This window comes from Streptosporangium sp. NPDC049078 (assembly GCF_040648855.1).
Taxonomy (GTDB): domain Bacteria; phylum Actinomycetota; class Actinomycetes; order Streptosporangiales; family Streptosporangiaceae; genus Streptosporangium.
The window spans coordinates 100,135-112,784 of the sequence record NZ_JBEZEL010000012.1; the positions used below are offsets into that span (position 1 = coordinate 100,135).

General features: G+C 70.1%; 12 protein-coding genes. 9 read left to right on the forward strand and 3 right to left on the reverse strand.

Annotated elements, in window-relative coordinates:
* Positions 1-110: 110 nt before the first annotated feature.
* From AB0B90_RS21620 to AB0B90_RS21655, 8 genes are all read left to right on the forward strand, one after another.
* Positions 111-1,910, forward strand: a complete 1,800-nt coding sequence (locus AB0B90_RS21620) for a phosphoenolpyruvate carboxykinase (GTP) (protein ID WP_362924291.1) — start codon at positions 111-113, stop codon at positions 1,908-1,910.
* 212 nt (positions 1,911-2,122) lie between these two features.
* The gene (locus tag AB0B90_RS21625; protein WP_362924293.1) at positions 2,123-3,112 is read left to right on the forward strand and encodes a TIGR04222 domain-containing membrane protein; all 990 of its coding nucleotides are present in this window, start codon (positions 2,123-2,125) and stop codon (positions 3,110-3,112) included.
* Positions 3,105-3,917 (forward strand): DUF692 domain-containing protein, encoded by an 813-nt coding sequence (locus tag AB0B90_RS21630; RefSeq protein WP_350950300.1) that lies wholly within the window; start codon positions 3,105-3,107, stop codon positions 3,915-3,917. Before AB0B90_RS21625 ends, AB0B90_RS21630 begins: the two co-directional genes overlap by 8 nt.
* On the forward strand, positions 3,910-4,284 hold the full coding sequence (locus AB0B90_RS21635) for a hypothetical protein (RefSeq protein WP_362924295.1): 375 nt from the start codon (positions 3,910-3,912) through the stop codon (positions 4,282-4,284). Before AB0B90_RS21630 ends, AB0B90_RS21635 begins: the two co-directional genes overlap by 8 nt.
* Before the next feature lie 263 nt (positions 4,285-4,547).
* Positions 4,548-5,333 (forward strand): TIGR04222 domain-containing membrane protein, encoded by a 786-nt coding sequence (locus tag AB0B90_RS21640; protein WP_350950298.1) that lies wholly within the window; start codon positions 4,548-4,550, stop codon positions 5,331-5,333.
* A gap of 282 nt (positions 5,334-5,615) precedes the next feature.
* Positions 5,616-6,092 (forward strand): hypothetical protein, encoded by a 477-nt coding sequence (locus tag AB0B90_RS21645; protein WP_362924297.1) that lies wholly within the window; start codon positions 5,616-5,618, stop codon positions 6,090-6,092.
* Positions 6,093-6,170: 78 nt separating this feature from the next.
* On the forward strand, positions 6,171-6,938 hold the full coding sequence (locus tag AB0B90_RS21650) for an isoprenyl transferase (RefSeq protein ID WP_350950296.1): 768 nt from the start codon (positions 6,171-6,173) through the stop codon (positions 6,936-6,938).
* A 221-nt stretch (positions 6,939-7,159) separates the two neighbouring features.
* Positions 7,160-8,503: a PhoH family protein gene (locus tag AB0B90_RS21655; RefSeq protein ID WP_350950295.1), complete on the forward strand. Its 1,344-nt coding sequence runs from the start codon at positions 7,160-7,162 to the stop codon at positions 8,501-8,503.
* A gap of 222 nt (positions 8,504-8,725) precedes the next feature.
* On the opposite strand, the gene AB0B90_RS21660 is transcribed toward AB0B90_RS21655, so the two are convergent.
* The 3 genes from AB0B90_RS21660 to AB0B90_RS21670 are packed head-to-tail and all read right to left on the reverse strand — an operon-like array spanning position 8,726 to position 11,555.
* Positions 8,726-9,457 (reverse strand): hypothetical protein, encoded by a 732-nt coding sequence (locus tag AB0B90_RS21660; RefSeq protein ID WP_362924299.1) that lies wholly within the window; start codon positions 9,455-9,457, stop codon positions 8,726-8,728.
* Entirely contained in the window at positions 9,454-10,851 is a 1,398-nt protein-coding gene (locus AB0B90_RS21665) for a HAMP domain-containing sensor histidine kinase (protein WP_350950293.1), read from the reverse strand. The genes AB0B90_RS21660 and AB0B90_RS21665 overlap by 4 nt, the downstream gene beginning before the upstream one ends.
* Positions 10,852-10,880: 29 nt before the next feature.
* Positions 10,881-11,555 carry a response regulator transcription factor gene (locus AB0B90_RS21670; protein ID WP_350950292.1) on the reverse strand — a complete coding sequence of 225 codons (675 nt, stop codon included), beginning with the start codon at positions 11,553-11,555 and terminating at the stop codon, positions 10,881-10,883.
* A 303-nt stretch (positions 11,556-11,858) separates the two neighbouring features.
* Between AB0B90_RS21670 and AB0B90_RS21675 the strand changes: the two genes are divergently transcribed.
* Positions 11,859-12,629 carry a lytic transglycosylase domain-containing protein gene (locus tag AB0B90_RS21675; RefSeq protein ID WP_362924302.1) on the forward strand — a complete coding sequence of 257 codons (771 nt, stop codon included), beginning with the start codon at positions 11,859-11,861 and terminating at the stop codon, positions 12,627-12,629.
* Positions 12,630-12,650 lie beyond the last annotated feature (21 nt).

Below are 12,650 nucleotides of genomic sequence, written 5' to 3' on the forward strand. Positions count from 1 at the left end.
GGTGTCGAGACGTGTGATCGCGTTAATTCAGTGGTCTACGCCAATTGGATTGGACGCGGTCCGGTCGTCAATGATGCCTTGGTCCCGGGAAGTGTAAAGGAGCCCAAGTAGTGTCTGTTGTCGTAGATGCCACCGCCGTCAGCCCGACCCGCCACGAGGAGCTCGCGGGGTGGGTCAAGGAGATCGCCGAGCTGACCCAGCCGGACCGGATCGAATGGTGCGACGGCTCCGAGGCCGAATGGACCCGCCTGACGAACCTGCTGGTCGAGCAGGGCACCTTCACGCGCCTTTCCAAACGGCAGAACAGCTTCCACGCCGCCTCCGACCCCAGCGACGTCGCCAGGGTCGAGGACCGGACCTACATCTGTTCCGAGCGCGAGGAGGACGCGGGGCCGACCAACAACTGGATCGCTCCCGCCGAGATGCGCCGTACCTTCGGCGAGATCTTCAAGGGCAGCATGCGGGGCCGGACGATGTACGTGGTGCCGTTCTGCATGGGCCCCCTGGGCGGTGAGATCTCCCAGCTCGGCGTGGAGATCACCGACTCGCCGTACGTGGTCGTGTCCATGCGCGTCATGACCCGCATGGGCGAGGACGCCCTGCGGCTCATCGAGGAGCGCGGCGGCTACGTCAAGGCCGTCCACTCGGTCGGCGCCCCGCTGGAGCCCGGCCAGGACGACGTGCCGTGGCCGTGCAACCCCACCAAGTACATCAGCCACTTCCCCGAGACCCGCGAGATCTGGTCCTACGGTTCCGGGTACGGCGGCAACGCCCTGCTCGGCAAGAAGTGCTACGCCCTGCGCATCGCCAGCACGATGGCCCGCGACGAGGGCTGGCTCGCCGAGCACATGCTCATCCTCAAGATCACCCCGCCCTCGGGAGAGACGCGCTACGTCGCGGCGGCCTTCCCGAGCGCCTGCGGGAAGACGAACCTCGCCATGCTCCAGCCGACCCTCCCCGGGTGGAAGGTCGAGACGATCGGCGACGACATCGCCTGGATGCGCTTCGGCGCCGACGGACGGCTGCGCGCGATCAACCCCGAGGCGGGATTCTTCGGCGTCGCCCCCGGGACCGGCGAGTCCACCAACGCCAACGCGGTCAAGACGCTGTGGGGCAACAGCATCTTCACCAACGTCGCCCTCACCGACGACGGCGACGTGTGGTGGGAGGGCCTCACCGACGAGCCCCCGGCGCACCTGACCGACTGGAAGGGCCGCGACTGGACGCCGGAGTCCGGCGAGCCCGCCGCGCACCCCAACGCCCGCTTCACGGTCCCGGCCGCGCAGTGCCCGACGATCGCCCCCGAGTGGCAGGACCCCGAGGGCGTGCCGATCTCCGCGATCCTGTTCGGCGGGCGCCGCGCCAGCGCGGTCCCCCTGGTGACGGAGGCATTCGGCTGGCGGCACGGCGTCTTCGTAGGGGCGAACATCGCCTCGGAGAAGACCGCCGCCGCCGAGGGCAAGGTCGGCGAGCTGCGCCGCGACCCGTTCGCGATGCTTCCCTTCTGCGGTTACAACATGGGCGACTACTTCGCCCACTGGCTCAAGATCGGCCGGCGTGAGAACGCGCGGCTGCCGCGCGTCTACTACGTGAACTGGTTCCGCAAGAACGACGAGGGCAGGTTCATCTGGCCCGGCTTCGGCGAGAACACCCGCGTTCTCAAGTGGATCGTCGACCGCCTCAACGGCGAGGCGGGGGCGGTACGCACCCCCATCGGCCTGCTCCCCGAGCGGCTCGACACCGAGGGCCTCGACGTCTCCGACGAGGACATGCGGACGCTGCTGAGCGTCGACGAGGAGATCTGGAGGCACGAGGCGTCGCTCATGCCCGCCTTCTTCCAGACCTTCGGCGACCACCTGCCGGGAGAGCTCTGGGAGGAGCACAAGGCCCTCGTCGCCCGCCTGGGCTGAAAGGACCGTGCCATCCGGGCGTGCCGGAGACCGGGAGCCCAGGGCTCCCGGTCTCCGGCGTACTCGGGGCGGGTGGCTGCATTTCGCCTGGTGACCGACATCTCACTGAGTCGCCGTCGAAGTCGGGCGAAACTTCTGCCAGGCTGTGCGCGTCCATCTGAGTGCACGGGACGCCGCTCCTGTGGCCCACCTTTCCCCCCGAGGAGGCGGACATGGAGTTCTCGCTCTTCGTCATCGCCTGTGTCGTCGGCCTGGTCATCCTCTCCACAGCCCTCACGGTGCGCCGTGAGCACCGCCGGGTCCGCTCGGCCATGGCCGGCCACTACGGCGGACCGCCGAACCCGTACGAGCTCGCCTATCTCGCCGGAGGGCCGCGCCGCGTGATCAACACCGCGCTCGGCCTGCTGGCCAGGGCCGGGGTGATCCGGGTCTCGCGAGGCGGGCACACCAGCCTGGTCGCCGGCGCCAAACCCTCTCCCGATCCGATCGAGCACGCCGTCATGGAGGCGCTCCACCTGCGCGGAGGCTCGGCCCCCGTGGGTGAGGTCCGCCGCGCGGTGGCCGAGGGGCGGGGCGTGGAGAGTCTGCGCTACCGGCTGCTGGGGCTCGGCCTGCTCGTGCCCGAAGGTGCGCTCGACCACGCGCAGGCGCTGCTCAGCCGACTCCAGATCGCCTCGATCATCGAGGTGATCGTCGTGGCGGGCATCCTGCTCGCCGGGGCGACCGGAGGACTGGGCACCTTCGCGCTCCTGGTGGGGATGATCTCGGCGATCGGCGGCTTCTCCGCCTACTCGCGGCAGAGGCGGGCCCTGCGCGACGCCCTGAGCAACGCGGGCCACCAGGTGCTCGCCTCCGCCCGCGAAGCCCATGTGCGAGGCAGCCGCCCGCTGGTGCCCGACCTGGCCTTCGCCGTCGGCATTCCCGTCGCCCTGTACGGCCTGAGCGAGCTCAACGAGCCCGGACTGGAGGAGGAGCTGCAGCGTCAGACCGCGGGCGCCGCCAACAGCTGCGCCACGGGCTCCTGCGGGGGTGGCGGCTCGAACTCCGGTGACGGCCTCTCCTTCGGAGGTGGCGGCGACTTCGGTTCCGGCGGCTGGGGCGACTCCGGTGGGTCGGGTGACAGCGGCGGATCGAGCGACGGCGGCGGCTCCAGCTGCGGTTCCAGCTGCGGCTCCGGTTGCGGTGGCGGGTGCGGTGGCTGAGCCTGGGGCGCTGGGGGTGGGCATCGGCTGGCGGCCGGAGATCGACCTGACCGTGGAGCGGCTGCCCGGTGTCGACTTCGTCGAGGTCATCGCGGAGAACGTGAACCCCTCCCGGCTCCCCGAGTCACTGCGGGTGCTGCGTGCCCGCGGGACACCCGTGATCCCGCACGGTGTCGGGCTCGGCATCGGTGGCGCCGAGTCCCCCGACCCGCGGCGGCTGGCGCATCTGGCGGACTGCGCCCGAGCCCTGGACGCGCCGCTGGTCAGCGAACACCTCGCCTTCGTACGGGCGGGCGGGATGGAGGCCGGGCACCTGCTTCCCGTCCCGCGCACCCGGGCCGCGCTCTCGGTCGTCGCCGAGAACGTGCGACGGGCGCAGGACGCCCTTCCCGTGCCGCTGGCCCTGGAGAACGTCGCCGCCCTGTTCGGCTGGCCGGAGGACGAGATGACCGAGGCCGCCTTCCTCGGCGAACTGGTGGAGATGACGGGTGTCGGGCTCCTGATCGACGTGGCGAACCTCTACACGAACCAGGTCAACCTGGGGCTGTCGGCCGTCGCCGCGTTGGACGGCCTGCCGCTGTCCGAGCTGGCCTACGTCCACGTCGCCGGGGGCCACTCCCACCGGGGGCTGTGGCACGACACCCACACCGCGCACGTCCCCGAGGACGTGCTGGACATCCTCTCCGAGCTGTGCGCGCGGGTCGAGCCACCCGGTGTGCTGCTCGAATGGGACGACGACTACCCCAGCGACGGCGCCCTGGAAGGGGAGCTCGGCCGGATCCGCGGTGCGATGGCCCGTGCCTGAGGACGGGGCGAGGGAGGCGCTGGCCAAGGCGCAGGCGGCCCTGGTGGCGGCCCTGGTGGCCGGGGAGGAGGCGCCCCGGGGTTTCGACCGGGAGCGGCTGCGGATCCAGGAGGCCGCCCTGATCTCCAAGCGGCGCAGGACCGTGGCCAGACTGCGGCCCGATCTGGCCGCGCTGCTCGGCGACGGCTTCGCCGGGGAGTTCGACGTCTACGCGCGGGGCCGTCCCAAGCCGCAGGACGGTTCCCACGCCGATGCCCGTGACTTCGCCGACCACCTCCGCGCGGCGGGACGGCTGCCGGAGGAACCCGTGGCCCCGGAACCCGGCCCCCCGCCCCGCCGATGGTGGCTCCTCGGAGGACGCCGCTGAGCCGGGTGCGCCGGGCCGGGTGCGCTGAACCGCGTGCGCTGAGCTGGTTGCGCCGGGCCGGGCGCCTGTCGCGCCAGGGTGTCTTGACGGGCCTCACCGGGTGCCTTCGAGCGGACGTGTTCAGCCGGGAGTCGCCGGACCGGAGGTGCCGAGCCGGGTGACCGATATCGGTCGCGCCGGACAGGGCGCGGCAGAAACTTCTGGTCCTCCCCGTTCGTCCACCGGGTAGTGAACCTCAGGCAGGGACCATCGCGGAGGCCGTCATGCAGACCGTACAGATCGTCGTCGTGGTGGGTCTCGCGCTTCTGGGAGTGGCGGGGCTGATCGCGCTGCGCCTCGCCGTGCGCCCCTCGCGCGTCTACGAGGGGCCCGAGCTGACGCCGTACGAGCTGGCGCTGCTCGCGGGCGGCCGGTCCAGAGTGGCCGACACCGCGCTCGCCTCACTGACCGCCGTAGGGGCGGTGAGGGCACGGCGCGACGGGTGGCTGACGCAGGTGTCAGGCCAGGTCGGCGTGCTCACCCAGCCGGCGCAGACCGAGGTCCTCGACCACCTCGGGGGACAGGCGGGCGGCGTGCCGGTCTGGGCGATCAGGAACAGAGTGGCCCAGGGGGCCGCGGTGACCATGCTGATCGCGCGGCTGAGGGACCTGGGGCTGATCGACGCGCCCGGTTCGGGACGGGCCGACCCCACCCACCCCAACCGTGCGGGGAAGACCGCGCTGGCCCACTACCGACTGCGCCACCGCGAGGACAGGTCCCTGCCACCCCGCGCCGGAGACCACGTCGACCATGACGAGCTGAACATCCTGGGGGTCGCCCTGCACGGTCTGAAGCAGTGGGAGGACGGGCGGCTGGCGGGGATCCTGTCCATGGAGGGCCCGCCACCGCCTCCCGCGCTGCGACGCGGCTCCTCCCGCCGTCACGGTGCCTCCGGCGCCTCGGCGAGTTCCTCTCACGGTTGTGGCGGGGGTTACGGCGGTGGCGACGGTGGGGGCGACTCCGGTTCGGGTTCCAGTTGCGGGGGCGGTTGCGGCGGGGGCGGCTCCTGAGGATCCCCGACAGGCCGGGTGACGCCGCCCTGAGGACGTGTGCGGGGTGGCGGCACCGCCGCCGGGGTGGTGTGGGCCTCGGGGGCATGGGTGGCGCGGCCTTGGGAGTGCGTGCCGGGGGTCGCCTGGATGGCGGGGACGTGGGGGCGTACGCCAGGGGCGTCGCCCGGATGGCGGGGACATGGAGGGCGTTGATCATGTTTTGGCGGACTGGGGCTGGATACCCTCTCTGAGGTGGGGGGACTGCGTTGTCTTGATGGTTCTTATCTGACCGTTACGCCAGTGGCGTGCCGTGACAGTGCCGGTACGCCGTACGAGATCACCCTGCGGCTCCACCGCGACGGCGCGCTGTACGGCACGGTGGGTGAGCGGTGCGGCTGGTTCCTCACCCGGCTGGCGCGAGGGGTCGCCGAGGCGCGTGCGGGGCACGAGGCCCGATGGCCCGACCCCGACGACCGCTTTCCCGGCGACGAGGAACTGTTCGCCTTTCGTTACCGGGCCAGGAACGGTGTCGTCGGCGGGGGCGAACTCCGCTGCCAGCTGCGGACCATCCCGATCTGGGTCCCGGGGCGACGGGGGCCCGGTGGAGAGTGGCGGGTCACCAGAAGGGCGTTCCTGGAGGCGTGGGGCAGCGGCGGGGTGGGGATGCGCGCCGTTCTGACCTCCTCCGAGCTGGGCGTTTTCGTGGAGGCGCTCGTCGCGGAGGCCGAGGAGTGCCTGAGATCTCCCAACCCGGGCAAGGCCGCCAGATCCCTGTAGCGGGGGCCGAGAGGTCCGCGGGGCGGTGATAATTGCCTGTCAGTGCCCATTCGTGGCAGTGCTGAGGGAGGGGCTTCAATGGGCGTGCGCGATCTCGTCTACCGCCTGTACGAACGCCGGCTTGAGTCGAAGCTGTCCCGTCACAAGGAGATGGTTCCCCGGCACGTCGGCGTGATCGTCGACGGCAACCGGCGCTGGGCGCGCTCGATGGGCCTCGACGACGTGAGCCGCGGGCATCGCAAGGGCGCGGACAAGATCTCGGAGCTGCTCGGCTGGTGCCGGGAGGCCGGTGTCGAGGTCGTCACCGTGTGGTTGCTGTCGAGCGAGAACATCAACCGCTCCAAGGACGAACTGGACCTCCTGGTGAAGATCATCGAGGATGTGGTCCAGGAACTCGTGGCCGACGGATGGCACATCAAGCCCATGGGCGCGCTTGATCTTTTACCTGATCACACGGCTCGGGTGCTCAAAAACGCAAAAGAAGCGACATCACATCGTCCCGGTTTGATTGTGAACGTTGCTGTTGGGTATGGAGGAAGGCGTGAGATCGCTGATGCGGTGCGCTCCCTTCTCCAGGAGCACGCGAGCAAGGGCGCAAGTATCGAGGACCTTGTCGAGGTCCTCGATGTCGAGCACATCGCGGAGCATCTCTACACGCGCGGCCAGCCCGATCCGGATCTGGTCATCCGGACATCGGGGGAGCAGCGGCTCTCGGGTTTCCTGCTCTGGCAGAGCGCTCACTCCGAATTCTACTTCTGCGAGGCCTACTGGCCTGACTTCCGCAGGGTCGACTTCTTGCGGGCTCTCCGCTCCTACGCCGCGCGACACCGCAGGTACGGTTCCTGAAATTCCACATGAACGACCCCTTTCGGGCGGTCTTAAGCAGTTGGAAGTCGGGCATTCAGGACGTACCGTAAGAAGTAGGAGAGCACAGCTCACCTACGCCGGAGAGGGCCCGCCTTTGCGTCACGACCTGCTGAGGAGGGCCGGTCAACGGTCCCTGCTCGACGTTCTCGTGAGCGGGCCCCTGGCCGGTCCGCATCCCAGCTCATGGCAGGGCACCGTCAATGGTGCCCGGGGGAGAACGCGTGGCAAACCCTTCGTCCTCACCCACGTCGCCGGCAGTGCAGCGGCGCACGTACGTCCTGGACACCTCGGTGCTCCTGGCGGATCCAACGGCGATGAGCCGTTTCGCCGAGCATGAGGTCGTCCTCCCGATCGTCGTCATCACCGAGTTGGAGGGCAAACGCCATCATCCAGAGCTCGGATATTTCGCGCGCAAGGCGCTGAGATACCTCGACGAACTCCGGGTGACACACGGACGTCTGGACGAGCCCATGCCGATCGGCGAGGGCACCATCCGGGTGGAGCTCAACCACAGTGACCCGTCCATCCTGCCCGTCGGGTTCCGGCTCGGCGACAACGACACCCGCATCCTGACCGTGGCGAAGACCCTCGCCGCCGAGGGCCACGACGTGGTGCTGGTCTCCAAGGACCTGCCGATGCGGGTGAAGGCCGCCTCCATCGGGCTCGCCGCGGACGAATACCGCGCCGAACTCGTGGTGGAGTCCGGCTGGACCGGCATGGACGAGCTCCAGGTAACCGCGGAGGACGTCGAGACCCTCTTCGAGCACGGCACGGCCGACCTGGTCGACGCCCGTGACCTGCCCACCCACACGGGCCTGCGTCTGCTGTCGAGCAGGGGTTCCGCGCTGGGCCGGGTGCTGCCCGACAAGTCGGTGCGGCTGGTACGCGGCGACCGCGAGGTCTTCGGCCTGCACGGCCGCTCCGCCGAGCAGCGGATCGCGCTCGACCTCCTGATGGACCCCGAGGTCGGCATCGTCTCGCTGGGCGGCCGAGCGGGCACCGGCAAGTCCGCGCTCGCCCTCTGCGCGGGCCTGGAGGCGGTCCTGGAGCGCCGTCAGCACCGCAAGGTCATCGTCTTCCGTCCCCTGTACGCCGTGGGCGGCCAGGAACTGGGCTACCTGCCCGGTTCCGAGAACGAGAAGATGGGCCCGTGGGGGCAGGCGGTCTACGACACCCTGGGCGCGGTCACCACACCCGAGGTGATCGAGGAGGTCATGGACCGGGGCATGCTGGAGGTGCTTCCGCTCACCCACATCCGCGGCCGGTCGCTCCACGACGCCTTCGTCATCGTGGACGAGGCGCAGTCGCTGGAGCGCGGGGTGCTGCTCACCGTGCTGAGCCGGATCGGCGCCAACTCCCGGGTCGTCCTCACCCACGACATCGCCCAGCGCGACAACCTGCGGGTGGGGCGCCATGACGGCGTCGTGGCGGTGGTGGAGAAGCTCAAGGGACACCCGCTGTTCGCGCACGTCACGCTGACCCGCTCCGAGCGCTCGCCGATCGCGGCGCTGGTCACCGAGATGCTGGAGGACATCACGATGTGACGGGGCGTCGGACGCCGCCGGAGCGCGGTCGCGGGCCGTACGGGCCCGCGACCGCGCTCCGCGCGTTGTGGCTCTGCGCGTTGTGGCTCCGTGCCTCCGGTGGCGGCCGGTGCGTCGGGGCGCCCGCGGATTCCGGTGTCCGTACCCCTGGCCTTCGCGGGATTCCGGTGCCCCATGCGCGCCTGGGCCCGGGTGCCCGGGGGGGAGGAGGGACGGGGTCTGTCAGGGGGGCAGCCGCACTCCGGGGGCCGCGAGATTGCGGAACTCGAAGCAGCCCCGGTCGCCCATCGTCTCCGGGGTACCGGGGAAGAGCCGGGTGACCTCGACGCTCCAGATGCTCTCCTGCTTGTTCTGCCGGATGGTGCAGGTGATCTGGGCGAGGGCCTCCTTGGTGACCTTGCCCTGGCCCGTGATGATCACGTTCAGCCGGTAACCCAGGTTGTCGTTCGGCTCGTTGCGCTGATCGGTGTTGTCGGTGTTGTCGGAGTAGCGGGTCGTCTTGGTGTCGTAGTGGCTGAAGTCGTTGAGCGCGCTGGTCAGCCCCGCCTTCGGCGGCTGCTTGCCGGCCCGGAAGAGCGTGTCGATGATGTTCTTCGCCGAGTCGGAGACCACCGGGATCTTGACGGGCTCCAGCCGGCCGTCGCGGAGCAGATAGACCGTCACCCAGGTGGGGCTGTAGCTGATCACCGGCGGACGGCCGTAGTCCTGGACCTCGGTGGGGGAGATGCCGCATCCGCCGAGCAGCAGGGAGGCGGAGAGCAGGCAGGCGAGCCACCTCGCACCGGAAACGGCCGGCCGGGCGAGCCACCTCCTGCCGAGGGACGTCGTGGGGATGAGCCGTCTTCCGCCGAGGCCGGTCGGGAGGGTGGGCCGTCCGCTGTGGGGGACGGTCGAAAGGACGGGCCGCCTCCTGCCGAGGGCCGTCGGGCCGTACGGGCGGGTGAGCCGTCTCATGCCGGGGGGAGCCAGACCGTGAAGAGGGTTCCCGGCCGCTGCGCGCGGACCGAGATCGTGCCGCCGTGCAGCTGGGCGTTGGCCCGCGCGATGGACAGGCCGAGCCCGCTGCCGTCACCCCGGGCCCCGGCCTTGTAGAAACGGTTGAACACGAAGGGCAGATCCTTCGCAGGGATGCCCTTGCCGTGGTCGCGCACCTTCACCTCCAGGCCGTTCGGGGTGCTGCGGGCGGTCACCATCACCGGGGGCTCACCGTGGCGCAGGGCGTTGCCCACCAGGTTGGCGACGATGACGTCGAAACGCCTGGGGTCGACGGAGAACGTGAGTCCCTCCGGCACGTTCACCCGTACCCGGTCCGACCAGCCGCGCGTGTCCAGGCAGTCGCAGACCACGTCCACGATGTTCACGGTGTCCACGTTCAGCGTGGCCGTGCCCGAGTCGAACCGGCTCGCCTCGATGAGCTGCTCGATCAGGGTCCGCAGCCGCTCGATCTCGCGCAGCACGAGGCGTACGGCCGTCGCGGGCTCGGGCGGCAGGCGTTCCGCCTCCTCGGAGAGCATGTCGGTCACCGCGGTCATCGCGGTGAGCGGTGTCCTGAGCTCGTGGGAGACGTCGGCGACGAAACGGCGGGACATCGCCTCCAGCGAGCGCAGCTCGGTGACGCTCCGCTCCAGGGCGGCGGCGGTGTCGTTGAACGTGGCGGTGAGCTCGGCGAGCTCGTCCTGGCCGTGTACGGGCAGGCGGGTGTCCAGGTGGCCCGCTCCGAGCGCTCGGGCCGCCGAGCCGAGCCGCCTCACCGGCAGCAGGAGCTGCCTGGCCGACAACAGGCCCAGGGAGAGGGCGATGATCAGCATGGCGACGCCGGCGACGGCGAGCGGCTGCCGCAGGCCGCTCAGGAGCCGGTCCTCCTCGATGAGGGGGGCGAACACGTAGACGATCATCCCGGTGGGCTGCGCGGTGTGGATGGGCTCGATCCGCCAGACGGGGGTGCCGATGAGCAGCCACATGTCGCCGCGGATGGTCATGCGCTTGGCGACCATCCGCTGGGTGGCCCTGGCGGCGAGGTCGCCGGGGACGTCCTTGGTGCCGAAGTCGCCGTCGGGGTAGACGTACTCCTCGTAGCGGACCACCACCCTGCCGCCCTGGGGACGCAGGCTCCGCTGCAGCGTGCTGATCTCCTCGTCGGTCGGTGGGCCGTCTCCCGGCCAGAGTCCGCCGACGGGCACCCTGATGCCCTCCAGGGTGTCGCGTACGTCGCTCACGGCCACATGCTCGGCACGTCCGATCATGCGGCTCTTGACGAACTCGTAGCCGATTCCCGCGACGACCGCGGAGGCGGTGACGGCGATCAGGGTGAAAGTGATCACCAGGCGCCCGCGCAGACCGGTGTACATCCGCCGGAGAGCGGGAGGGAGCGCCGGTCTCACGGCGGGCTGAACCGGTAGCCGAATCCCCGTACCGTGTGGATGAACTCGGGCTCGGCGGGGACCGCCTCGATCTTGGCACGGACCCGTTGGACGCAGGCGTCGACGAGCCGGGAGTCGGCGACGTGGGTGTGGTCCCAGACGGCCCGCAACAGGTATCTGCGGTTGAGCACCTGGCCGGGGTGGCGGACGAGTTCGAGCAGGAGCCGCAGTTCCGTGGGGGTGAGGTGGACCTCGCGGCCCCCCAGTGCCACCTTGAGCGCGCCCCGGTCGATGACCAGGTCGCCGAAGGTGATGCGGTCGGAGGCGACCGACTCCATCCGGCGCAGGACGGCGCGGATGCGGGCGTCGAGCACGCGGGGCTCGACCGGCTTGACCACGTAGTCGTCGGCCCCCGCCTCCAGTCCCACGACGACGTCGAGGTCGTCGCCCCTGGCGGTGAGGAGGATCACCGGCAGCTGGTCGAGCCTGCGGATACGGCGGCACACCTCGACGCCGTCGATGCCGGGCAGCATGACGTCCAGGATGGCGATCTCGGGTCGGCGCGTTCTGATGTGCTCAAGGGCCTCCTCACCGCTGGTGTAAGCGGTGACGGAGTGTCCCTGCCGGGTGAGCGCGAGCTCCAGCCCGATCCGGACCGAGGGGTCGTCTTCGACGAGAAGGATGCCTGCCACCGGGTAATCATTCTCCCAAGGCTTGGTTGGTTCCGCTGGGTCACAAAACCCAGACATAACGCAAACAGTACCTGAATTAGGTGGTCAGACCACGATTCGGGCACTTTCATGATCATCAATGTGGTCGAAGTTATCCCATAAGGCAAAATGTGAGCAAAATCACTCCCATGCTTTCATTGCCGGGAAAGTACCCGTGGCCTGGCGGTTGTGTCACCGGAAACCCCTGCGGGTACGGCCGAGCGCCGACCAACTCTCCCGTTCCGGTTGCGGACCACCCCCCTCCCCACGGCAAGCTCATAGGTCGTGAGTCCAGGATCACAGGAACTGAGGGAGCGCTCGGCGCCCGGTGCCCGCCGCGCGAGCCGCAGGGCCGGCAGAGGGAAGGCCGACGCGGGGAAGGCCGACGCGGGAAAGTCCGCCGCGCCCAGTTCGAAGCGCGGCATGACCACCAAGCGGGCCCTCATCCTGGGCACCGCGCTCGTGGTGCTGGTCGGCGTGGGCGCCTTCACCGCCTACACCGCCGTTCAGAACGCCTCGGCACCGAAGACGACGCCGCTCACCCTGGACGAGATGGCGCAGATGCTCGGCTCCGACCCGTTCGGCTCGGACCTGGAGTCCGACATGCTGAAGGCCCAGGCCGCGCAGGCGCTCAAGGCCGACAAGATCGCCGCCGAGCGCGACAACCGCAAGGCGCTCAACCAGGTCAAGATCGTTGACGAGGCGCCCGGCGGTGGCGGCTTCAACCCGCAGCAACTCCCCCCGGGCACCTCCAACCCGACCGGCAACAGGGCACTCGGCAAGCAGATGCTGGACGCCAGAGGCTGGTCCGGCGAGTGGGGCTGCCTGGAGAAGCTCTGGATGAAGGAGAGCGGCTGGAACGAGCGCGCCATGAACACCTCCAGCGGCGCGTACGGCATCCCTCAGTCCCTCCCCGGCCACAAGATGGCGAGCGCGGGCAGCGACTGGCAGACCAACGCGGCCACCCAGATCGAGTGGGGGCTGGGCTACATCAAGGGCCGTTACGGCTCGCCCTGCGGCGCCTGGGCCCATTCCCAGGCCAAAGGCTGGTACTGAGAGACCAGGAGTCGGCAAGTC